This is a genomic window from Bacillus sp. JJ1533 (assembly GCF_036965045.1).
Taxonomy (GTDB): Bacteria; Bacillota; Bacilli; order Bacillales; family Bacillaceae_L; genus Ferdinandcohnia.
The window spans coordinates 1-24,872 of sequence record NZ_JBALOV010000001.1 but is presented as its reverse complement, the minus strand read 5'-3'; the positions used below and the strand labels follow the sequence as shown (position 1 = coordinate 24,872).

Below are 24,872 nucleotides of genomic sequence, written 5' to 3'. Positions count from 1 at the left end.
GTTTCACTCTTCAACCATTGTATTCTTAATGCATAAAAGAGTAGCGGAATTTCAATTATCAAAAGTTGATAGCATAATTTTAATTTAATATTGACAAATGTACGTACAAAAAATATACTATTCGTAGTTGCTATTAGCAAAAAGGAAAGCGCATCCTTTTACATAAAGAAACCGTTATCAGGGAGGGATGTTTATATGACAACAAATCGGGTAGATGTAAAACAAGCGATTGCTATGGGGAATACGTCACTTGGAATTGAATTCGGATCCACCCGTATTAAAGCAGTGTTGATTGATCAGGATTATGAAACAATTGCAACCGGAAGTTACGAGTGGGAAAATCGGCTGGAAAATGGATTTTGGACGTACAACTTAGTTGATATTATCACTGGTTTGCAAACAGCTTATAGTGAAATGAAACAAGAAGTTGAACGAAATTATGGAATCACGATTCGAACAGTTGGATCTATAGGATTTTCTGCAATGATGCATGGGTATATGGCATTTGATGAGACGGGGGAGCTATTAGTCCCATTTCGTACTTGGCGAAACGCAACAACTGTTGTTGCAGCAAAGGAATTAACCAATAAATTTCAATTCAATATCCCTGAAAGATGGAGTATTGCTCATCTATATCAAGCGATATTAAACGACGAAAAACATTTATCACGAATTAATTACATTACAACTTTAGCTGGATACATTCATTGGCTCATGACTGGAAATAAAGCCATTGGTATAGGTGATGCTTCTGGTATGTTCCCGATTGATGAAGTTACTCATGACTATATTGAATCAATGCTAAAGCAGTTTGACGAACTAATAGCTAGTAAAGATTATCCTTGGAAGTTAAAAGATATCCTTCCTAAAGTACATATCTCAGGTGAAAAAGCTGGAGAATTAACGGAAGTTGGAGCAAAGATTCTAGATCGATCTCTGAATTTGCAGCCAGGCATTCCGATTTGTCCTCCAGAAGGTGATGCAGGAACTGGAATGGTTGCTACTAATAGTGTGAGAAAACGTACCGGAAATGTTTCAGTAGGAACCTCTGTTTTTGCGATGATTGTATTAGAAAAGGAACTTTCAAAGGTATATCCCGAAATCGACTTGGTCACCACACCAGACGGAAGTCCAGTTGCAATGGTTCATGCGAATAACTGTTCAAGTGATATCAATGCTTGGCTGGGATTGTTCCGGGAGTTTTCTGAGGCAATGGGACAAAAGGTCGATACCGATAAATTATTTGAAGTGATGTTAAATAAAGCTTTGGAAGCGGACCCAGATGGTGGTGGCTTACTTAGCTACGGTTATTTCTCAGGGGAAAATATTACAGGATTAGAAGAAGGCAGACCACTATTTGTCAGGTCCCCCGAGAGTAATTTTAACTTAGCAAACTTTATGAGGACTCATCTTTTTACTGCCTTTGGTGCATTGAAAATTGGAATGGATATTTTGACAAAGGAAGAAAACGTAGCAATTGATAGTATTTTAGCTCACGGTGGTTTATTTAAAACACCTGTAGTAGGACAGAAAATTGTTGCAGCCGCAATGAATACTCCAGTTTCAGTTATGGCGACAGCCGGAGAAGGCGGTGCATGGGGTATGGCTATTCTAGCATCTTACATGAAGAATAAAGATCAAAAAGAGAGCTTAGAAGACTTCCTCGACAAGAAAGTTTTCGTAGATACGGATGGACAAGAAATATATCCAGACGGATATGACGTTAAAGGGTTTGAGAATTTTATTGAAAGGTACAAAAAAGGCTTAAAAATTGAGCAGGCCGCTGTTGAACATCTGGTTTTATAAGAGGGGGGAATAACGTGTTAGAACAGCTTAAAGAAGAAGTATATCAAGCAAATTTGGACTTGCCTAAGCATGGACTAGTGAAATTTACATGGGGGAATGCAAGTGCGATTGATCGTGAAAGTGGTTTATTTGTTATCAAACCTAGTGGTGTTAATTATGAAACGTTAAAGCCTAGTGACATGGTCGTTGTTGATTTAGACGGAAAAGTTGTAGAAGGTGAATTGAACCCTTCTTCAGATACAATGACTCACGCAGTACTCTATAACCATTATCCAGAAATCGGTGGTATTGTCCACACTCATTCTACATGGGCGACAATTTGGGCCCAAGCAGGCCTCGATGTTCCAGCGATGGGGACTACTCATGCAGATACATTCTATGGTTCTATACCTTGTGCTCGTTTCTTAACACAGGAGGAAATTGATAAAGGCTACGAAGCGCAAACAGGTCATGTCATTATTGAAACATTTGAAGAGCGTGGTTTAGATGTTTTAGCAGTTCCGGGTGTTCTGCTCAAAGGTCATGGTCCATTTACATGGGGCAAGGATGTTAAATCAGCTGTCATGAACAGTGTTGTATTAGATGAAGTAGCAAAAATGAATTTATTCGCACGAGAATTAAATCATTTTGCTCCAACTTTGCCACAAGGTGTACTAGATAAGCATTATTTACGTAAGCATGGGAAAAACGCGTATTACGGACAAAAAATAATAGAAAACTATTAATCTAGGAGAAGAGGATAATCATGTTGAAAAAAGAATTTTGGTTTGTTGTAGGCTCACAGCACCTTTACGGAGAAGAAGCTTTAGCAGAAGTTAAAGCGCATGCACAAGAAATGACGAATGCTTTAAATGAAAGCGGTGTGCTTCCTTATCCACTCGTGTTACAAGATTTGGCTGTTAGTGCGGATAAAATTACAAACATCATGAAAGAGGTTAATTACCGTGATGAGGTTGCGGGTGTCATTACTTGGATGCATACATTTTCACCTGCAAAAATGTGGATTCGGGGAACAAAACTATTACAAAAACCTTTGCTTCACTTAGCTACTCAATTCAATGAAAGCATTCCTTGGGCGTCTATAGATATGGATTTTATGAATTTAAATCAAGCTGCTCACGGTGACCGTGAATATGGTTTTATCAATGCTCGATTAAAGAAACAAAATAAAGTAGTAGTCGGTTATTGGCAACGCCCAGAAGTACAGAAGCAAATTGCACAGTGGATGGACGTAGCGGTCGCTTATAATGAAAGCTTTAATATTAAGGTCGCTCGCTTCGGTGATAACATGCGTAATGTTGGGGTTACTGAAGGGGATAAGGTTGAAGCACAAATTCAATTTGGATGGACAGTTGACTATTTCGGTATAGGAGATCTAGTTCAATATGTAAATGCTGTTACAGACGAAGAAATTAATGCTCTGTTTGCAGAGTATGAAGAGCTTTATGATTTTGATTATGGGACTTATAGTAAAGAAGATTGGGAAGCGAGCGTAAAAGTACAAGCAAGCTATGAAATTGCAATTAAACGATTCCTTGATGAGGGTGGATACAATGCCTTCACAACAAACTTTGAAGATTTATATGGAATGAAACAGCTACCAGGTCTAGCCGTTCAACGTTTGATGGCACAAGGTTACGGTTTTGCTGGTGAAGGAGATTGGAAGACTGCAGCACTCGACCGCTTACTAAAGGTAATGAGTCATAACCAATCTACGGGCTTTATGGAGGATTACACATATGAATTAGCTGCTGGACAAGAATCAATCCTACAATCCCATATGCTTGAGGTAGATCCAACTTTAGCAAGCAACAAACCAAAAATAATCGTATCTCCATTAGGTATTGGTGATAGAGAAGATCCAGCACGTCTAGTGTTTGATGGTAAAGCTGGAGACGGTGTTGTTGTTTCCATGGCTGACTTTGGTACTCATTACAAACTATTGATTAATGAAGTTTCTGCATTTGAACCAAATGTTCCAGCTCCAAATCTTCCAGTTGCACGTGTACTTTGGGAGGTTAAGCCGAACTTCCAAGACGGGGTCAAAGCTTGGATTGAAAACGGCGGTGGTCACCATACAGTTGTATCATTAAATTTAACGACAGACCAAATCGTGACTTATGCAAAACTTGTTGACTTGGAATATGTCGTAATTAAGTAGTAGCCTTACCCTCCATGGGAGCTCTACTTCCTTGGAGGTAAAAATAGGTAATCTAGTAGTATTTATTAAATTAAACAGTATACTAGTATATATTTCTAGATGAAAGCACTTTCTATATAAGATGAAAATCCATAAGTATACTTTTAAATTGAATTCTTAAACAATATAATTCTAACATCTTGAGGTGAGCGATATGGTTAACGAAAAGAAAGTCTCAAGCGGTTTCATTTATTTTTTCGGGGCTTTTGGCGGAATTTTGTTTGGTTATGATATTGGTGTTATGACAGGGGCTCTGCCTTTCCTGCAACAAGATTGGAATCTTGAAAGCGCTGCGGTGATTGGTTGGATAACCTCTTCAATCATGTTTGGTGCGATTTTTGGAGGGGCTATGGCCGGCCAACTTTCTGATAAATTAGGACGTCGCAAAATGATCTTACTATCTGCAGTAATTTTTGTTGTTGGGTCTATACTGTCAGGAATGGCACCTCATAATGGAAATATATTTTTGATTGTTGTTCGTGTATTCTTGGGAATGGCTGTCGGAGCAGCTTCCGCGTTGGTACCGGCGTATATGTCGGAAATGGCACCTGCACGTTTGCGAGGCCGCTTGTCAGGTATAAATCAAACAATGATAGTTTCCGGAATGTTACTTTCGTACATTGTTGATTATTTATTGAGTGGTTTACCTACAACCATGGCATGGCGTTTAATGCTAACAATGGCAGCGGTACCAGCTTTGATTTTATTTATTGGAGTATTAAAGCTACCTGAATCACCACGATTTTTGATAAAGAATAATAGACTAGATGAAGCACGTAAAGTTTTAAGTTTCATTCGCCCTAAGGACAAAATCGAAATAGAAGTTAAACAGATTCAAGATGCCATACAAGAGGAAAAAATGGCGGGTCAAAATGTAACTTGGAGTTCACTACTAAATAGTAAATACCGATATTTAGTCATTGCTGGAGTCGGTGTTGCTGCTTTCCAACAATTCCAAGGAGCTAACGCAATCTTTTATTACATTCCTTTGATCGTTGAAAAGGCAACAGGAAATGCCGCTAGTTCAGCATTGATGTGGCCAATTATTCAAGGAATCATTCTAGTTATAGGTTCACTAGTATTCCTATGGATAGCTGATAAATTTAATCGCCGTACTTTACTAACATTAGGTGGAACGGTGATGGGACTGTCCTTTATTTTACCAGCAATTTTGAATTTAGTAATTCCAAATGCTGATCCAATGATGATCGTTGTATTTTTAAGTATTTATGTAGCATTTTATTCATTCACTTGGGCTCCTTTAACATGGGTGATTGTCGGCGAAATATTCCCGTTGATGATTCGTGGACGTGCATCAGGCTTGGCATCCTCTTTTAACTGGATAGGTTCTTTCTTAGTTGGATTGCTATTTCCAATTATGACTGCTTCGATGTCCCAAGAAGCTGTATTTGCAATCTTCGGAGCTATTTGTTTACTTGGCGTTTTATTTATCCGGATTCGTGTTCCTGAAACTCGCGGTCGTACTTTAGAGGAAATTGAAAAAATTGGAGAAAATAAACAAGCACAGAAACAAAGTGCGTAAATAAATGTATAAAGTTTGAGCGAGAAAAAACGAAGGAACGAATCCAATCGGATTTCGTTCCTTTTTCTCTTAGACAAAGTATTAACGGTCTTATAGTTTTCTTCTTTTACTGAAGCTTCTCATGCACGGAATCTAAGCATTGAATAATATAATATTAAAAGAGACTACTCTGAAAAATACTACGCATTATTTTCGTTTGTATTAATGGATGTATATATTCTATAATTTGAATTGACTTATGCTATAATTGGGCGAGTGTTGTTGGCAATTTCAATGCCAATAATGTGTCAAAACGCACACCAGGTCACTTATACATGTGTTATTCTAAATATATATAACTGTTGGAGGTTTTTAGAAAATGCAACGAACTATAGATGATGAAAAAAATCCGCAAAAGCCTGTCCCTGCAACATATTCAAGAACAAATCCATTTCCGGCAAAAGTTCTTAAGAACATTAACTTAAACGGGGAAGGTTCAAGCAAGGAAACAAGGCATATTGAGTTATCATTAGAAGGCTCAGGATTTTCATATATTCCTGGTGATACGCTTGGAATTGCACCTTCCAATGATCCAGAATTAGTCGAAGCTATTCTAGAAGAAATGAAATGGGATGCAGAAGAGGTTGTAACTGTTGGCCGTAAAGGAGAGTTAATGCCACTTAAAGAAGCATTGGAAACATACCTTGATATTACGTTACTCTCAAGAAAGATTTTACAAAGTGCGGCAGCATTCACTGATAACGCGGAGCTCCAAAAGCTTGTCGAAGATGCAGTAGCGGTGAAAGAATATTGCGTTGGCCGTGACTTACTTGATATGCTACGTGAATTTGGTCCGTGGAAGGTTCCAGCTCAAGAAATCGTTGCCTTATTACGAAAAATGGTACCACGACTTTATTCCATTGCAAGTAGTTTAGCTGCACATCCTGACGAAGTTCATTTAACAATCGGTGCTGTTCGTTACACTGCGCACGGACGTGAACGTAAAGGAGTTTGCTCTGTTCAATGTGCAGAGCGTGTTCAAGAAGGAGATACCCTTCCAGTATTCGTTCAAGTCAATAAACATTTCCATTTACCTGAAACTCTTGATAAAGATATCATCATGGTTGGACCTGGAACAGGGATCGCACCATTCCGTTCGTTTATCGAAGAACTTGCTATCAATAAAGCGTCTGGCCGTTCTTGGTTATTCTTTGGAGATCAACATGAGGCGACTGACTTCTTATATCGAGATGAATTGGAAAAATACCAACAAGACGGAATTCTAACAAAAATTGATGTTGCATTCTCTCGTGATTCAGATCAAAAAGTATATGTCCAGCATAAGATGCTTGAGCACAGTAAAGAAGTGTTCGAATGGATTGATAATGGTGCTTATTTCTACGTGTGTGGAGATAAAGACCATATGGCAAAAGACGTGAACGAGGCCCTTCTGACCATTATTGAACAAGAAGGCGGAATGGACCGAGAAGCTGCTGAAACTTATCTAAAAGACATGAAAACAGAAGGCCGTTACCTGCGTGACGTATATTAATATATTGTATAAATGCCCCTCGCCGAGTGCTAGGGGTATTTTGTTTGGTTAAAAGTTAGGGTTCTGACTAACGGACCGTTCAACCACATCGTTCAGAAAATTTTTGAATTGTCATGTAACATCATGAATTGTAAAATAAGGTTAAGTAACACAAAAATAGGAAAAAACTCCTAATATTTATAATATAGTCTCTTGATTCAAACTACTAGATTAGTAAGCTTTTCAAAACTTAATAGAAAGGAATGATTGAAAATTGAATGTCTTAGTTTCCAAACTCATTGAAGTTTTGTATGCTGTACTCCCCATAACAGTCATCGTCTTAATTTTAAATTTTACACTCGTTCATTTAGACATGTCATTATTGATTCGCTTTATCATTGGATCTGTTTTAATCATTATTGGATTATCAATATTTTTATTCGGAGTCGATATAGGGATTACTCCAATTGGTCAGTCGATGGGGGCTACGATTGCGAAAACTAATAAACTATGGATTGTAGGGATTGCTGGATTAGCCCTTGGATTTTTCATTTCAATCGCTGAACCTGATTTACATATCCTTGCAGGACAGGTCGATCTTGTTACTTCTGGATTGATTTCCAAGATCAGTCTTGTCGTGATCGTTTCAATTGGAATAGGTGCCCTAATTGCTGTGGGGTTGGCAAGAATAGTTTATAATTTTCCCTTATATAAATTGTTAAGCATTTTATACTTAATCATTTTTGTACTCGCCTTATTTACCTCTCCTGAATTTTTAGCAATCTCATTTGACGCTTCCGGGGCAACGACTGGTGCATTGACCGTTCCATTTATTTTAGCACTTGCCTTAGGCGTTTCTTCTCTGAAAAAGGATAGTAAAGCATCCGAAAAAGATAGCTTTGGGTTAGTCGCAATTGCCTCTACAGGTGCTATCATCGCTGTCATGATCATGAACATCATTGTCAAAACTGATAAAATATCAGGGAGTCTGGAACAGAATGAAGTTTCAAACTCAATTATTGGACCTTTTTTACATAATTTTCCGATTATCGCTTTTGAAATAATTGTGGCGTTGATACCTATTTTATTGCTTTTCCTTCTCTTTCAAAAAATTTCATTTAAAATGTCTAAAAAAGCAGTTCGCAAAATAGTAATGGGGCTCTTATTCACATTTATAGGACTTGTCTTTTTCTTAGTGGGGGTGAATGCTGGATTTATGGATGTGGGTACTGCTGTTGGGTATAGTATTGCATCTTTAGATAATAAAGCATATGTTGTTATTGTAGCCTTCATCTTAGGGCTTGTGACAATTTTGGCAGAGCCTGCTGTTCATGTGTTAACACATCAAATCGAAGATGTTACAAGTGGGTATGTACCGAGAAAGACGGTCATGTTTTCTTTATCCATAGGTGTGGGTATAGCGGTAGCTTTGTCGATACTAAGAATATTAATTCCTGCATTGCAGTTATGGCATTACCTTTTACCTGGTTATCTCATTGCCCTTGCGATGTCTTATTTTGTACCAAAACTGTTTGTGGGGATAGCCTTCGATTCAGGTGGTGTTGCCTCTGGGCCAATGACGGCTACTTTTATATTAGCATTCATCCAAGGTGCAGCAGAGTCAATTGAAGGAGCCAATGTCTTAATTGATGGATTTGGTATGATTGCAATGGTTGCGCTAACACCACTGATTGCCTTACAGACTTTAGGGTTGGTTTTTAAATTAAAATCAAAAAAAGGAGGACTGGAGAGGAATGCAGGGTAATTCTGAAACAGCCGACTTTGAACTGGTTTGCGTAATTGTAAACCACGGTTTAGGGAGCAAAATCATGCAAACAGCTAAGAAAAATGGGATAACTGGCGGCACAGTGTTGTTAGGAAAAGGTACGATAAAAAATCGCCTTTTGGAATTATTAGCGATAAATGATGTTAGAAAAGAGATTGTCCTAATGGTTGCTGATAATAACACGGCGGAACAAGCTCTTGAGCAGCTTGATAGGAAATATAAATTTACCAAACCAAATCATGGGATCGCGTTTACTACTTCCGTTGGTCATATTGTTGGAGCAAGCAGCTATAAAAGTGATTATATTAAAGAAGGAAGAGGTGCAGACAACACAATGTATCATGCTATTACAGTGATTGTCGAAAAGGGTAATGCGGAAAATGTGATTGATGCAGCCGTCGAAGCAGGATCCAAAGGTGGTACAATCATCAATGCAAGAGGCTCTGGAATCCATGAAACAAGCAAACTATTTTCGATGGAAATTGAACCAGAGAAAGAAATTGTATTGATATTATCGGAAAAAGATAGCACTGAAGCCATTGTGGAATCCATTAGGGATAAAATCAGAATCGATGAACCAGGTAATGGAATCATCTTCATTCAAGATGTCAAGAAAACCTATGGGGTTTATAAATAAATTGGGGTGCCTGCTCCCGTCACGAAAATGCGTCTGGGGGGCAGGCGTCTTTTTGGAAACATGAGCGCCTATCCTTTTATGAAATGATCAACCACAAAAGCAGAGATACCAAGAGATGTTGAGTATTTTCCTAGCTTTGAAAAATGAAGTTGGAGATCATTTTGGTGGAAGGCGAGAGTGTGTTTTACAATCGTATTCCTAACTGGCTCCTCTAGCCATTCTTTTGCTAGAGCCAGTCGGTTTCCGATGATGACTTGTTCAGGATTGAATGTATTAATGATATTATTAATACCAAAACCTAGATAGTTGCCGATCTCATCAAACATTTCTTTTGCTTTTTCATCACCGTTTTTAGCTAATTGAATGAGCTCCTCCAGTGAATCAACAATCTGGTCAGCCATTTCTAGTAATGCTTGCTCTGATGCGTAGGCTTCCCAGCAACCACGGCTTCCACAATTACAGCGTTTCCCGTTTATATCAATTATCATATGGCCCATTTCACCGGAGAAACCATTTTTACCTTTGTATAGTTCTTTATTGACAATGATACCAACACCGATTCCGATTCCAGCACTTATATAAAGGATGTTTTCTTGATCCTGCCCTTCACCAAATTGCTGTTCACCGATGCCCCCTGCATTTGCTTCGTTTTCGATGATAATAGGAATTTCGTAAATCTTTTCAAGATCTTCTTTTAATTGAATATTGCTCCAGCCAAGGTTTGGAGCTAGAAGGATGGCACCCTCATTGTTTACGAGTCCCGGCACACCAACTCCAATGCCGACAATCCCATATCTACTTTTAGGCATTTCATCCATTAACGACTGAATCATATCTTGAACATTACTCATGACTGTTGCATATGTGGTGCGAGTTAAAGTTTGATTTTTTTCAGCTAGAATATTTCCTTTTAAATCAGTAAGGATAGATAATATATAATTTACACCAATATCAATCCCGATCGCATATCCCGCATCCTTATTAAAATGGAGAATCACAGGGCGGCGCCCACCACTCGAAACCCCAGGCCCTGATTCGAAAATCAAATCTTCCTCTAATAACTCAGTTACTAGTGTCGAAACTGTAGTTTTATTTAAACCAGAAACTTGAGCGATGTCAGCACGTGATATTGGTTCTCGTTCCATGATTAATTTCAAAACGAGCGCTTTATTATTTTTTTTCACAACCTGTTGATTCCATGTTATCGTTCCCACTGGCAAAAACTCCTTATTTGGTAGTGTATCTATTTTATCATAAAACTTAATTTAATTGATAGACAAACTGTGAACCTCTTAAATTTAAGGTATAAAGAATAATTTTCCCATTAAAAAGTGTGTGATTATTAATTTTTACCTAAACTTAGTCTATTGCATAGACAAACTAAAGTGCAGGTGCTATAATTTGATTGTATAAATCTTGTAGATTACTAGTTTGAAAATTATTTTGAAAGCATTTACACTACATATTAGGAGGCATAACCCCATGGCTTATTTCGAATCAATTAACAAAATTCAATATGAAGGATCAAAATCAACCAATCCATTTGCATTTAAATATTACAACCCAGAAGAAAAGATCAATGGTCAAACAATGGAGGAAATCCTTCGCTTCTCAGTAGCTTATTGGCACACATTTACGGCAAATGGGTCAGATCCATTTGGAGTAGGCACTGCAATCCGTCCTTGGGATCATTTAAAAGGATTAGATTTAGCAAAGGCGCGTGTTGAGGCATCATTTGAGCTTTTTGAAAAATTAGATGTTCCATTCTTTGCATTCCATGATGTTGATATCTCACCAGAAGGAAGCACATTGAAGGAAACCAATGAAAATCTTGACGTCATTGTAGCGATGATTAAAGATTACATGAAAACAAGCAAGGTTAAATTACTTTGGAATACAGCAAACATGTTTACAAATCCACGTTATACACATGGTGCTGCGACTTCTCCAAATGCAGATGTATTTGCCTATTCTGCTGCGAAAGTGAAAAAGGGCCTAGAAGTTGCAAAAGAACTTGGTGCAGAAAACTATGTATTTTGGGGCGGACGTGAAGGCTACGAAACACTACTTAACACAGACATGAAATTAGAAATGGACAACTTAGCACGATTCTTCCACATGGCAGTTGATTATGCGAAGGAAATCGGTTTAAATGTACCTTTCTTAATTGAGCCTAAGCCAAAAGAGCCTACAAAACATCAATATGACTTTGATGTAGCAACGGGTCTAGCATTCTTACAAAAATATGACCTAACAGACTACTTCAAGTTTAATATTGAAGCAAACCATGCTACGCTTGCTGGTCATACATTTGAACATGAATTAAGAACTGCTCGCATTAACGGTATGCTTGGTTCAGTTGACGCTAACCAAGGGGATACACTACTTGGCTGGGATACGGATGAATTCCCAACAGATCTATACTCAAACACATTAGCGATGTATGAAATCTTGAAAAATGGTGGACTTGGCAAGGGTGGTCTAAACTTCGATGCCAAGGTACGAAGAGGTTCATTCGATACTGATGACCTATTCCATGCACATATCGCAGGTATGGATGCATTTGCAATTGGATTAAAAGTGGCTAACAAATTAATCGAAGATAAAGTCCTTGATGGCTTTGTTGAAGAGCGCTATAGCAGTTATACTAAAGGCATCGGTCTAGATATCGTTGAAGGAAAAACAAACTTCCGCGAACTTGAAGCATATGCACTGGGATTAACTGAAATTAAAAATACATCAGGTAGAACTGAGCGCTTAAAAGCGTTAATTAACCAATATCTATTAGAAACTCTTTAATTCACAGAATGTGCTGGACGTATTAATACTCCAGCACATTTTCATAGTAAAGGATGATACGTATGAAATATGTAATCGGTGTGGACCTCGGGACAAGTGCAGTAAAGATTTTGCTTGTGAATCAAAATGGGGAAGTAACGAACGAAGTATCGAAATCATATCCTCTTATTATTGAAAAATCAGGCTATAGTGAACAAAATCCAGAGGAATGGGTTGGAAAAACAACTGCTGGTCTGAAGGAACTTGTTGAGCAATTTGATGGTGACGTAAAAGATATCGAAGGAATTAGTTTTTCCGGACAAATGCATGGACTTGTTTTGCTGGATAAAGAGAATCAAGTATTAAGAAATGCAATTTTATGGAATGATACAAGAACAACGAAGCAATGTGAAGATATCTATGAAACCTTCGGTCGAGAAAGACTATTGGAGGTAACCAAGAACCCTGCTTTAGAAGGATTTACATTGCCGAAAATCCTTTGGGTAAAAGAAAACGAGCCTGGAATTTTTGAGCGTTCCAGCGTGTTTCTTCTCCCTAAGGATTATTTACGCTATCGTATTACAGGTGCCGTAAATATGGATTATTCTGATGCAGCTGGAACATTGATGTTGAACGTGGCAAAAAGGGAATGGAGCAGCGAAGTATTAGAGACTTTTGGGCTTAAATCTGAATTCTGCCCACCATTAGTGGAGTCACATGCCTTCGTTGGCACGATTACACCAGAATTTTCCGAAGCGACAGGTCTAGTAGAGACAACTAAAGTATTTGCAGGTGGGGCAGATAATGCTTGCGGTGCAATCGGTTCAGGCATTTTATCAGAAGGGAAAACCCTTTGTAGCATCGGAACCTCTGGGGTTGTCCTGTCTTATGAAGAGAGAAACGACCTTGACTTCGAAGGTAAAGTTCATTACTTTAACCACGGAGAAGATAATACGTATTATACGATGGGTGTTACTCTTGCGGCGGGCTATAGTTTAAGCTGGTTTAAAGATACTTTTGCAAAAGAAGAGGCCTTTGATCAATTTCTAGAAGGGATTGACGCAGTGCCTGCGGGAAGCAACGGATTATTATTCACTCCATACATCGTTGGAGAGCGAACGCCACATGCTGATTCAAACATTCGCGGTAGCTTTATCGGGATTGATGCAGCCCATGAACGAAAGCATTTTGCACGTGCAGTCCTAGAGGGCATTACTTTTTCTTTAAACGAGTCGATTCAAATATTTAGAAAAAGTGGTAAAACGATTGATACCATCATTTCAATTGGTGGCGGTGCGAAAAACGAAACTTGGCTGCAAATGCAGGCAGACATTTTTAACGCAAAAATCGAAAAACTTACATCAGAGCAAGGTCCTGGAATGGGGGCTTCCATGCTTGCTGCATATGGCTGTGGCTGGTTCGCATCATTAAAAGAATGTGCTGAAGCATTCCTGCAAACCTCCAAAACATACGAACCAATTCAAGAAAACGTGGAAGCCTATCAGAAGTTATTTGCAATGTATCAACAGGTTTATACACAAACAAATAGATTAAATGAGCAGTTGAGAGAGTTTAGAAAATAAAATGAACCCCACAGCACCGTGGGTTTCTCTAAAGGAGAGAGAACTGTGAACTATCGTAAACTAGGAAACACAGGGTTAGAGATTAGTGAAGTGAGCTTTGGAACATGGGCGATTGGCGGTGCCTGGGGGAAAACAAATGATGCTGAGGCACTGAAATCCTTGGAATATGCGATTGATCAAGGGGTTAATTTTTTTGACACTGCAGACGTATATGGAGATGGCCATAGTGAAGAACTGTTGGCCAAAGCAACAAAGGGCAAGGAAGACAGTATACATATTGCGACAAAGTTCTGTCGACAGGGTGATATTTTTGATCCGAAAAATTATAGCTATGAACAAGTAAGCCGTTACTGTGAAGACAGCCTTCGCAGACTGAATCGAGAGGCTATTGACTTGTATCAAATTCATTGTCCGGCGACAGAGATATTAAGGGATGGTAGCGTGTTTGAAGTACTTGACCGCTTGCAAAGTGAAGGGAAAATCCGCAATTATGGTGTAAGTGTCGAAACTGTAGAGGAAGGGCTAATTTGCTTGGGAAATCCTAACGTGAAGAGCTTGCAGATTATTTTTAATATATTCCGTCAAAAACCATTGGAAGCTTTAATTCCAGAAGCCTACAAAAAAGGTGTCGGCTTACTCGTTAGATTGCCACTAGCAAGCGGATTGCTAACTGGAAAATTTACAGCGAATCATGTTTTTGAAGAAGATGATCACCGTCGCTATAACGAAAATGGTGAATCATTCAATGTGGGTGAAACATTTGCCGGTCTCGGTTTTAAAAAAGGTGTGGAACTTGCTGACCAGTTAACATGGATTGCAGAAGGCCGAAGCTCAATGGCGAGTGCAGCCCTTCGTTGGATTTTAGACCACGAAGAAATAACATGTATTATTCCTGGATTCAAAAACGTCAAACAAGTTCAAGATAATTTAACCGCATTAGAGGAAAAAACTTTTTCAAATGAAGAAAAAGAAAGGATTCAACACTTTTACCATGAGCGTGTGAAGGATGTTATTAGAGGCGCTTATTAAATTTTTTTGACGAACGGATCCGAATGCTATTGACTAAATTATCAAAAATGTTTAACATTCTTATTATAAACTTTAATAATGAAATTCTTCTTATCAAGAGAGGTGGAGGGACTGACCCTGCGAAGCCTCGGCAACCAGCATATGTAAGCCCGGTGCCAAGTTCAGAGGATGTTTTTTATTCCGAAGATGAGAAGGTGGACGAATTCGAATATGTATTTATGGATATTCCTTGTACCCCTTCTGTTTTTTTACAGAAGGGGTTTGTTGTTTTATTTAAGAGAAAGGTGACCAAGGGTACCACTTTTCCTAGTATTAAATAAGTTCAGGGAAGTGTTAATTTTATAAATAAAAATATTTTTCGAATAATACATTGACTGAAAAAATAAACTATTCTATAATACTTTATATAATTCAAGAATTAACGTATTAGTGCGTCAATTTAATAAAGATTTCTTATCCAGAGAGACTGAGGGAACAGGCCCGAAGAAGTCCGGCAACCTTCAAGTGAAAGCTTGAAAAGGTGCTAATTCCTGCGGGTGCAAATGCACCTGAAAGATAAGATGAGGCCCCCTCTTCTTATGTTGAGGGGGTTTTTTTATAATAGCGAGCATCAAATCCTAGTAAACTTTTAAAAATTTGGAGGGAACATTATGACAAAACAATATGAAACTTATGATGATGAGACAATACTTTTACATGGAGGGCAATCCCCAGATCCGACAACGGGTTCCCGTGCAGTGCCGATTTATCAAACTAGTTCATTTGTATTCCATAACACTGACCATGCTCAAAGTCTATTTAGCCTTGATGAGTCAGGTAATATTTATTCTCGAATCGGTAATCCAACTGTTGATGTACTTGAAAAACGAATTGCATTATTGGAGGATGGTGTCGCAGCTGTAGCAACGTCATCAGGGATGGCGGCGATTGCTCTTTCCATTATGAACGTGGCGGAAGCAGGAGATGAAATTGTAGCAGCTTCTAATTTATATGGCGGAACTTATAACCTATTCGCTGTTACACTTCCTAAATATGGAATTAAGACGCATTTCGTTGACCCAACAGATCCTGAAAATTTTAGAAAAGCAATCACGCCGAAAACAAAGGCTGTATTTGCTGAAACGATTGGAAACCCAAGCTTGCATGTATTAGATATTGAAGCAGTATCAGCGATTGCACATGAAAATGGAGTACCGCTCATTATTGATAATACATTTGCATCTCCATATGTTTGTAAACCAATCCAATACGGTGCTGATATCGTGGTTCACTCAGCAACAAAGTGGATAGGCGGACATGGAACGACAATTGGTGGGTTAGTCGTTGATGGAGGACGTTTCAATTGGAACAGTGAAAAGTTCCCAGGTTTTACAGAGCCAGATCAAAGTTATAACGGAATAATATACGCAAATGAATTTGGAACTTTGGCGTTCAGTACGAAGCTTAGAGTTCAACTTTTAAGAGATTTTGGTTCTTCTTTAAGCCCACATAGTGCATTCCTATTGATACAGGGCCTTGAGACATTACACCTACGAATTGAAAAGCACAATGAAAATGCACTGAAAGTAGCCAAATTCTTAAAAGACCATCCTGCAGTTGAATGGGTTTCATACCCTGGCCTTGAAGAACATCCAGCACATGAACTAGCAACTAAATATTTACGTTCTGGATATGGTTCGATCGTAAACTTTGGCATTAAGGGTGGTAGAGAAACTGGTAAAAAAGTGATTAATAATATTGCGCTATGGTCACATGTAGCGAACGTAGGAGACGCTAAGTCACTTATTATACACCCTGCATCAACAACCCATCAGCAGTTAAGTGCGGAAGAGTTAGTAAAAACAGGAGTAAGTGAAGAGTTAATCCGTCTTTCAGTTGGAATTGAATCATACCGTGATTTAGTAAATGATTTAGACCAGGCATTCTATGAAGCGACGGGCATTTCATCAAAGGGTGAACAAAAAGGTGAAACAGCGGTTAACGATGAGGGAGTTATACGTTGGGCACTTCAATCTACATTTATTCGTGAAATCGTTGACGGCAAGGAAGTTCAGCGACCAAAACGAATTGCGGTTGTGGGACTTAGCGGTAATCCAGCGCGACCAAGCTACAGACTTGCACGTAAAATGCAGCGACTCGGCTATAAAATTGTCCCGGTTAACCCAAGAGAAACAGAAGTACTTGGTGAACAGGCTTATCCAGACTTAGCATCTATTCCGTTTGAAATAGATATTGTTCAAGTATTCCGCAGCCCTGAAGCAGCGATTGGTGTAGCGGCAGAAGCAGCAAAAATACAGCCCAAAGTTTTCTGGTTACAAGAAGGTGTTATTTCTCCAAGGGCAGTTGAGGTTGCGAAAGAAGCAGGTCTTGAGGTCGTTCAAAACAGATGTACGTATAAGGAAGCACAGCGTCTCAGAGGTTCCATTGTTACTTATGCCTGTGAAATTTAATACAGGTAAGGAATCAGATAAAGGACGGAATTTAACTAGGAATCTAACAAAATTAGCTGATGACTGATTTTACAATAAATAACTAAGGGATGGGTGCGTACTGCGAATGATGCTTCTCTTAGTTTGAGGGAGGAAAAGGTAATGACAATACAACAAAGTTTACTAGAATCCAAGATTCTTTGGGAGCCGAATGAAACTTGGATCTCGGAGTCTAATTTGACTAAGTTCTCACAACAGGTCGGTTTTCCGCTCCTGCCCTATGAACGTCTGCATCGATGGTCAGTCGCCCAGCCTGAAAAATTCTGGTCAGCAGTATGGGATTTTGCTGGTGTTATTGGGGAAAAGGGTGAAAGGGTCATGGTTCCCCCGAGCGATGGGGGAATGCTTGGTACCCAATGGTTCCCAGATGCCAGATTGAATTTTGCCGAAAATTTGTTACGTGGTGATGAATGGGAGACAGCTGTTTTTGTAGCAGATGAAAACGGCGTTTCTCGTACGATTTTAATGGGAGAGCTACGCAATATGGTGGCACAGGCCCAACACGGGTTGAAGAGTTTAGGAGTAACGGCAGGGGATCGCGTTGCTGGGGTCGTAACTAATGGGATTGAAGGATTGGTGGCTTTATTAGCAACCACCTCGTTAGGAGCTGTTTGGACATCTTGCTCCCCAGACTTTGGTTCAAAAGGGATTCTTGATCGAATCGGTCAAGTACGACCAAAAGTATTGATAGCAACTCTGGAATACCAATATAATGGCAAATTTTTTGATATCCGTGAAAACATCTCGGCCGTAAGCAAGGTGCTTGAAGATGTATCCGCTATAGTGACTTTATCAGAACCAAAAAGTTTATCTATACATCCAGCAACGAAGGTGATGAGTTGGCAGGAACTGTGTCAAAATGATTCTTCTAAACTGGAGTTTACACCAGTTCCATTTAATCATCCCCTATACATACTTTATACGTCAGGAACAACTGGATTACCGAAGGCGATTGTTCACTCTGTCGGTGGTACATTAATTCAGCATTTAAAGGAACACCAGCTGCATTGTGACGTGAAAGCTGGAGATGTGATGTCTTGGTACACAAATACTGCTTGGATGATGTACCCGTGGCTTATTTCTGGATTAGCAAGTGGTGCTGCGATTTTGCTCTATGATGGGTCACCAATACCTAAGGCGAATATGGGGATTCTTTGGGAGATTGCTGAAGAAATTGGTATGACGCATTTCGGAACAAGTCCAAAGTATTTAGATACCTTAGCAAAGGCAGGATATCAGATCGGGCATAAGCATGATTTGTTCCGTTTGAAGAGCGTCCTTTCATGCGGAGCACCTTTATCGGCAGAACAATATGACTGGATATATGAGAATATCAAGCAGGATATGATGCTTGCATCTATTTCCGGTGGTACCGAAATTATTGGTTGTTTTGTAATGGGTTCACCCGTACATCCGGTAAGGAGAGGGGAAATTACCTGTAAAGCACTTGGGATGGCAGTCGATGTACTCGATGATCGTGGAGTATCTGTTCTTCATGAAAAAGGGGAGTTAGTCTGTACGAAACCATTCCCAAGTATGCCCCTTACTTTCTGGGGAGAGGACGGGGATAAGCGATACTTTTCCGCATATTTTGCGGAACGTCCTGGAATTTGGACTCACGGTGACTTTGCTGAACAGACAGTAGAACAAACGATGGTCATTTACGGAAGGGCTGATACTACTCTTAATCCAGGTGGAGTTCGTATTGGCACTGCAGAGATCTATCGTGTTGTTGAGCAACTTCCGCAGGTACAAGACTCAATCGTTTTCGGTTTGCCAATCGATAATGATGAAGAGATCGTTCTATGTGTCGTTGTTAAGGATGGGGAACTTGACCATTCATTAGTGGACCAGATTCGGAAGGAAGTTAGGAAAAAAGCTTCACCGCGTCATGTGCCTAAACGTATTTACAGTGTGAAAGAAATTCCTTATACAATTAACGGCAAGAAGGTTGAAGGTGCAGCCCGTTCAAGTGCGGTTGGTCAACCGGTAAAGAACAAGGGATCCCTTATCAATCCAGAATGCCTAGAAGAATATAGCAGCTTGTCTGAAAGGAGTTTCTTATAATGGGTAGAAAACGAGTTCCAAAAGCTGCAATTATCGGAATTGGTGAACTGACCCCAGTTCGTTATTCCGAGGGTACTACAACTCTCGGACTGATTGCAGAGTCTGTTGTGCAAGCCGTTCAAGATGCAGGAATTGAAAAAGACGAGATAGATGGTCTGTTAATTGGACCTCAAGTTGGTGAGACCCCGCAGCATGTGCCAGCTACAGTCTCAGAATATCTCGGCCTCCAGCCGACTATGTCAAATGTAGTTGATCTTGGAGGTGCGACTGGCGCTGGGATGATTTGGAGGGCGGCAGCTGCGATTGAAGCGGGAATGTGTGAGACGGTCGTTTGTGTGCTTGCAAACATTAATGAAAAAGGTAAAACCTTACGTTCACCAAACAGAAACCCGATTCGAGAATTTGATGTACCATTTGGTGCTTCAGGAGCGAACACCTCCTATGCGCTATTAAAACGTCGACACATGGAGCAGTATGGATCGACTCAGGAAGAGTTTGCACTTATCGCCCACTGGGCACGAAAGAATGCACAACTAAATCCAGAAGCCATTTTTTACGGAAAACCTGCATCAGTTGAGGATGTGCTGAATTCACCGTTAGTTGTGGATCCCTTACATCTATTTGAAATTGTAATGCCAGTAGCAGGTGGCGCAGCAGTTGTTGTTACCTCCGTTAAAAATGCATCAAAGGGAGGACATCCGCCTGTTTATTTAATGGGTGCAGGAGAAAAAATCACCCATCGTGCTGCAAGTCAAGCCCCTTCATTAGAAAATGCACCACTAAGTTATGCAATCCCAGCTGCGCTTGATCAAGCTGGTCTATCTGTAAAAGACATGGATTTACTATCTATATATGATTGCTATACGAGTGTAGTGGCGCAAACATTGGAAAATGCAGGTTTATGCCCACCAGGACAATTTGGTTCCTGGATGAAAGAGCATTCTTTCGGTCATGATGGCGATTGGCCACTGAATACACACGGGGGACAATTAGGATTTGGCCAGGCAGATCTTGCTGGTGGCATGTCACATATTATTGAGGCGGTTCGCCAATTGCGCCATGAAGCACATCTAAGACAAATTCCAAATGCGCGACACGCTCTCATTACAGGGAATGGGGCGACACTGAGTGAAGCCGCAGCTCTGATCTTGGGGGTGGAATCATGATTGACAAGTTAGAGAATTTAACAGTTCCCGGACCGACGGTGACACCTATAACAAAACCATTTTGGGATGCAGTGGCCCGCAATGAATTTATTTTGCAAAAATGTGAGGATTGTGGAAAATGGGTATTTTATCCTCGTTCTCACTGTCCGCATTGCTGGAGTAATCACCTCGAGTGGAAACCGGCTTCTGGAAATGGAAGATTAAAGACGTGGAGCGTTGTACATAGACCGGGCCACCTAGCATGGGCAGAAGTTGCTCCTTATGTCTTAGGGGTTGTTGAACTAGAAGAAGGCCCAACAATGCTGACCCATCTATTGGTTCAACCTAATCAAGAATTAAAAATTGGCCTTCCGTTGAAAGTCAAAACTATAAAGATTAATGATGTCTGGTTACCATTCTTCGAAAGTAAGGACTAAAAAATGGCCTTAAGACATATTACACCATCGTAAACAGGGAGGGAAAACGATGTCTACAGCTCCAGTAATTCAGGAGGATATAAATTCAGAGAAAAAAGGTTTTTCTAAAGAACATCGCAAGGTCGGATTAGCTAGCTTTATTGGTACAACGATTGAATGGTATGATTTCTACTTATATGGCACAGCTGCTGCTTTAGTATTTCCAGCCTTGTTCTTTCCAACTTTCGATCCTCTATATGGGACACTTGCGGCCTTTGGGTCATATGCAGCAGGTTTTATTGCCCGTCCATTAGGAAGTGCTGTATTTGGGCATTTCGGAGATAAAATTGGCCGGAAAAAAATGCTGACTTTGTCTCTTTTATTAATGGGAGTGGCTACATTCTTAATGGGTCTGATTCCATCATACCAAACGATTGGATTAATGGCCCCACTATTAATAAGCCTTCTACGCATTGTACAGGGATTTGCGGTTGGAGGTGAATGGGGTTCAGCGGTGGTAATGGCCGTTGAACATGCACCGAAAGGAAAACGGGGATTATATGGTAGTTTTCCACAAATGGGAGTGCCTGCTGGTCTTCTTTTATCCACGTTGGTATTCTCAATGGTAAATAATAGTATGTCAAACGAGGCTTTCCTCGCCTGGGGCTGGCGTATTCCATTTTTACTCAGTGCGATACTTGTCATCATTGGACTTTGGATTCGCTTAAGAGTGAGTGAATCGCCTGTATTTGAGGAATTGGCAGAAAAGAAGCAGATAGAGGAAAAGCCTGTGCTTACTGTTCTGCGCGCTCAAAAAAAGCCATTATTCTTAACAATTGGTATGAAATTAGTTCAAAACGCAACGTTCTATATCTATTCTGTATTTGTGCTAACGTATCTCGTAGGTACAGTTAATGTCGATCGATCTATTGGTCTTAATGCGGTTATGATCTCTTCAGCAGTTGGTTTTGTAACCATGCCACTATGGTCCTACTTATCTGATAAAATTGGTCGCAAACCTGTGTATTTGGGTGGTACAATCGCTACGACGCTGTTCATTTTTCCATTTTTCTGGCTGATGGACACAGGATCCGTACTTTGGATCACAATCGGTATCGTGCTGGGATTGAATGTTATACATGATTCGGTTTACGGCCCTCAGGCAGTGTACTACTCTGAGTTATTTGGGTCGAAGGTTCGTTTAAGCGGTGCTTCCATTGGGTATCAAATCGGGGCTATCTTAGCAGGTGGATTCTCTCCTCTAATTGCGACTTGGTTACTAGCAAAATACGATGGGCAAAGCTTACCAATCATTCTATATTTAGTAGCACTGGGTGTGATAAGCATCATTTCAACGTTATTCGCACGGGAAACTTACCGTGATTCACTAACCTAGAGAAAGGATAGGTGATCTCATTGAAAAAAACTGTTTTAATTGATGGGGTTCGTACTCCTATTGGACGGTTCAAGGGAAGTTTTCAAACAAAAACCGCTGCTGAACTTGGAGCAACAGCAGTTTCAGAGCTCGTCCGCCGTGTGCCTGAAACTGCCAAAGCCGATGGTGTTATCCTAGGTCAAGTGATACAGGCAGGCCAAGGACAAAATCCGGCACGTCAAGTAGCGATTAATGCTGGAATTGAAATACACACACCAGCCTTAACATTAAACAGTGTTTGTATTGCTAGTTTAGCAGCTGTATCTGATGCTGCCCGTCGCATTGAAAGAGGAGAAGGGGACCTGTTCGTTGTCGGAGGGTTTGAATCCATGACAAATGCTCCTCACGTATCTAACCTGCGCAGGGAAGTTAAAATGGGTGCAGTAGAATTCTATGATACATTAAATGACGGTTTATGGTGTGCACTATCCGATCAATCAATGGGCGGGTTAACTGAAAAAACAAATCGTGAACTAAATATTAGTCGAGTCGATCAAGACGAATATGCCCTAAATTCACAATTACTTGCTGCAAAGGCCCAAAGTGCTGGAGTTTTTAGGGATGAAATTGCGGGAGTTAATGTTTCAGGGCAAATTGTCACAGAAGATGAGTGTATTCGACCTGGAACCACCATTTCAAAATTACAAAATCTTCATCCTGCATTTGAACAGGGAGGATCAATTACTCCTGGAAACGCTAGTGCAATGTCTGATGGCGCTAGTGCTGGCCTACTTTCCAGTTTAGATAGATGTGAAAAATTAGGAAGGTCGCCGCTTGCTACAATCGTCGATTGGGCATATGTGGCCGGTCCTGATCCATCCTTGCATCTTCAGCCAGCAAATGCGATTAAAGCCTTATTGAATCGTACAAATTTACGTCTTTCAGATATTGACTTGTTCGAAATTAATGAAGCTTTTGCAAGTGTAGTTATCGCAAGTCAGCGCGAGTTAGGGCTCCCATCTGATGTAGTCAATGTGAACGGAGGGGCAATTGCGCTTGGTCATCCTCTAGGTGCGAGCGGTTTCCGTCTTGTGTTAACTCTTGCCCATGAGCTTAAAAGACGTGGGGGCGGAAGAGGCATTGCATCCATGTGCGGTGGTGGTGGCCAAGGAGCAGCTGTCTTGATTGAAGTAGATTAAAAAGGTTTTTTTATAATTTAATAACTTAATAAAGTGTCAAATGATTTTCGTAAAATCGGCGTCTTTCCCTTGGGAATAGATTCCGATTTTTTTATGTATTTTCTCGACATAGTGTTATAATTAAGTAATTATTTTGAAATATTTTTCAGAAGAAGGAAACATGGCTAATTGCATCGCCATTTATATAGGTAGGCTTACTCTTATCATTTTTTTAAAGTATTCAAACGAGTATCTATTTGATAAAATGAACGAGAATCTAAATTTGAGGTAAATATTATGAATCCGTTATCAAACTATATTGAATTTAATAGAGAAAAATGGGCGGAGTTACGCAATAAGACTCCTTTGTTGCTAACCGCTGAAGAGCTTGAACGTATAAAAGGTATAAACGAGGAAATCTCACTTCAAGAAGTAGAAGAAATCTATCTGCCGTTAACTCGTTTAATTAATTTAAAAGTAGAAGCCTCCCAACAGTTGGAAGGAGTAACGAACTCCTTTTTAGACTATAAAGCGAAAAAGATTCCATATATTATTGGGATTGCGGGAAGTGTTGCAGTAGGTAAGAGTACTGCAGCGAGAGTACTCCAAACTCTATTATCCCGGTGGGAAAATCATAAAAAAGTAGGATTAGTTACAACTGATGGTTTCTTATATCCAAATGCAACCCTAGAAAGCAAGGGGCTTATGAGTCGAAAAGGGTTTCCGGAAAGCTATGATACTCAAAAATTAATTCAGTTTATGATGAAAGTGAAATCAGGTAAGCCAAAAGTGGAAGCACCATTGTATTCCCATCTAACATATGATGTGCTGAAAGATAAAGTTGAAGTAATCGATCGACCCGATATTTTAATAGTAGAAGGAATTAATGTCCTGCAAGTAAGTAAGGCTCACTCTGTGTTCGTTAGCGATTTCTTTGACTTCTCCATTTATATTGACGCAGATGTACGGAATATCAAAAATTGGTATATTGAACGATTTTTAATGCTACAAAAAACAGCTTTTCAAAATCCAAAGTCATACTTCCATCGTTACACAACATTGTCAGTTGAAGAAGCTATCCAAAAAGCGACCGACATCTGGGAAGAAATCAATGCGAAAAATTTACGAGAAAACATCCTGCCAACACGCCGCCGAGCCAAAATCGTATTAAAAAAAGGCCAGGATCATTTAATGGAGAAAGTCTATTTGAAGAAGTTTTAGGTGGATTGAGACGAGCCGGTCACAGGTGATATGCTGTTTACTCGGTTTGCGGTATATCGTTTACCGTTTTACGGTCTGGTGATCTCTGTATAGGCAGTTAGCGGTCTAT

General features: G+C 39.8%; 18 protein-coding genes and 2 riboswitches. Of the genes, 17 read left to right on the top strand and 1 reads right to left on the bottom strand.

The features are described 5' to 3' along the window. Positions 1-195 precede the first annotated feature (195 nt). From V7138_RS00090 to V7138_RS00060, 7 genes are all read left to right on the top strand, one after another. Positions 196-1,806 carry a xylulokinase gene (locus tag V7138_RS00090; RefSeq protein WP_335393057.1) on the top strand — a complete coding sequence of 537 codons (1,611 nt, stop codon included), beginning with the start codon at positions 196-198 and terminating at the stop codon, positions 1,804-1,806. Between the two features lie 14 nt (positions 1,807-1,820). Next, positions 1,821-2,531: an L-ribulose-5-phosphate 4-epimerase gene (locus V7138_RS00085; protein WP_335393055.1), complete on the top strand. Its 711-nt coding sequence runs from the start codon at positions 1,821-1,823 to the stop codon at positions 2,529-2,531. Positions 2,532-2,551: 20 nt separating this feature from the next. Next, on the top strand, positions 2,552-3,967 hold the full coding sequence (gene araA, locus V7138_RS00080) for an L-arabinose isomerase (protein ID WP_335393054.1): 1,416 nt from the start codon (positions 2,552-2,554) through the stop codon (positions 3,965-3,967). 193 nt (positions 3,968-4,160) lie between these two features. Further along, positions 4,161-5,549: a sugar porter family MFS transporter gene (locus tag V7138_RS00075; protein WP_335393052.1), complete on the top strand. Its 1,389-nt coding sequence runs from the start codon at positions 4,161-4,163 to the stop codon at positions 5,547-5,549. A 358-nt stretch (positions 5,550-5,907) separates the two neighbouring features. Beyond that, positions 5,908-7,080: a diflavin oxidoreductase gene (locus V7138_RS00070; protein WP_335393050.1), complete on the top strand. Its 1,173-nt coding sequence runs from the start codon at positions 5,908-5,910 to the stop codon at positions 7,078-7,080. A 253-nt stretch (positions 7,081-7,333) separates the two neighbouring features. Next, a complete protein-coding gene (locus V7138_RS00065; RefSeq protein ID WP_335393049.1) occupies positions 7,334-8,824 on the top strand; it encodes a DUF1538 domain-containing protein in 1,491 nt (496 codons plus the stop codon). Continuing rightward, positions 8,814-9,482 carry a P-II family nitrogen regulator gene (locus V7138_RS00060; RefSeq protein WP_335393046.1) on the top strand — a complete coding sequence of 223 codons (669 nt, stop codon included), beginning with the start codon at positions 8,814-8,816 and terminating at the stop codon, positions 9,480-9,482. Before V7138_RS00065 ends, V7138_RS00060 begins: the two co-directional genes overlap by 11 nt. 68 nt (positions 9,483-9,550) lie before the next feature. Here V7138_RS00060 and V7138_RS00055 read toward each other — a convergent pair whose 3' ends face one another. Beyond that, positions 9,551-10,696 (bottom strand): ROK family transcriptional regulator, encoded by a 1,146-nt coding sequence (locus V7138_RS00055; RefSeq protein WP_335393043.1) that lies wholly within the window; start codon positions 10,694-10,696, stop codon positions 9,551-9,553. Positions 10,697-10,964: 268 nt separating this feature from the next. Here V7138_RS00055 and xylA point away from each other — a divergent pair, with 268 nt between their 5' ends. The 10 genes from xylA to coaA all read left to right on the top strand — a co-directional run bounded on the left by xylA (position 10,965) and on the right by coaA (position 24,763). After that, positions 10,965-12,281, top strand: a complete 1,317-nt coding sequence (gene xylA, locus V7138_RS00050; RefSeq protein ID WP_335393040.1) for a xylose isomerase — start codon at positions 10,965-10,967, stop codon at positions 12,279-12,281. Between the two features lie 62 nt (positions 12,282-12,343). Next, on the top strand, positions 12,344-13,843 hold the full coding sequence (gene xylB, locus V7138_RS00045; RefSeq protein ID WP_335393037.1) for a xylulokinase: 1,500 nt from the start codon (positions 12,344-12,346) through the stop codon (positions 13,841-13,843). A gap of 45 nt (positions 13,844-13,888) precedes the next feature. Then, entirely contained in the window at positions 13,889-14,872 is a 984-nt protein-coding gene (locus V7138_RS00040) for an aldo/keto reductase (RefSeq protein WP_335393036.1), read from the top strand. 87 nt (positions 14,873-14,959) lie between these two features. Next, a riboswitch (SAM riboswitch) is annotated at positions 14,960-15,065 on the top strand. 257 nt (positions 15,066-15,322) lie between these two features. After that, a riboswitch (SAM riboswitch) is annotated at positions 15,323-15,434 on the top strand. Between the two features lie 88 nt (positions 15,435-15,522). After that, positions 15,523-17,322: a PLP-dependent aspartate aminotransferase family protein gene (locus V7138_RS00035; protein ID WP_335393034.1), complete on the top strand. Its 1,800-nt coding sequence runs from the start codon at positions 15,523-15,525 to the stop codon at positions 17,320-17,322. 141 nt (positions 17,323-17,463) lie between these two features. Further along, positions 17,464-19,428: an acetoacetate--CoA ligase gene (locus V7138_RS00030; protein WP_335393030.1), complete on the top strand. Its 1,965-nt coding sequence runs from the start codon at positions 17,464-17,466 to the stop codon at positions 19,426-19,428. Further along, on the top strand, positions 19,428-20,594 hold the full coding sequence (locus V7138_RS00025; RefSeq protein WP_335393027.1) for a thiolase family protein: 1,167 nt from the start codon (positions 19,428-19,430) through the stop codon (positions 20,592-20,594). Before V7138_RS00030 ends, V7138_RS00025 begins: the two co-directional genes overlap by 1 nt. Then, a complete protein-coding gene (locus V7138_RS00020; RefSeq protein WP_335393024.1) occupies positions 20,591-21,010 on the top strand; it encodes a Zn-ribbon domain-containing OB-fold protein in 420 nt (139 codons plus the stop codon). The genes V7138_RS00025 and V7138_RS00020 overlap by 4 nt, the downstream gene beginning before the upstream one ends. Before the next feature lie 49 nt (positions 21,011-21,059). Continuing rightward, complete coding sequence (locus V7138_RS00015) at positions 21,060-22,385, top strand: MFS transporter (RefSeq protein ID WP_335393022.1); 1,326 nt, start codon at positions 21,060-21,062, stop codon at positions 22,383-22,385. Positions 22,386-22,405: 20 nt separating this feature from the next. Continuing rightward, positions 22,406-23,563, top strand: coding sequence for an acetyl-CoA C-acyltransferase (locus V7138_RS00010; protein ID WP_335393018.1), 1,158 nt, complete (start codon positions 22,406-22,408; stop codon positions 23,561-23,563). Positions 23,564-23,839: 276 nt separating this feature from the next. Beyond that, the gene (gene coaA, locus V7138_RS00005) at positions 23,840-24,763 is read left to right on the top strand and encodes a type I pantothenate kinase (protein WP_335393015.1); all 924 of its coding nucleotides are present in this window, start codon (positions 23,840-23,842) and stop codon (positions 24,761-24,763) included. Positions 24,764-24,872 lie beyond the last annotated feature (109 nt).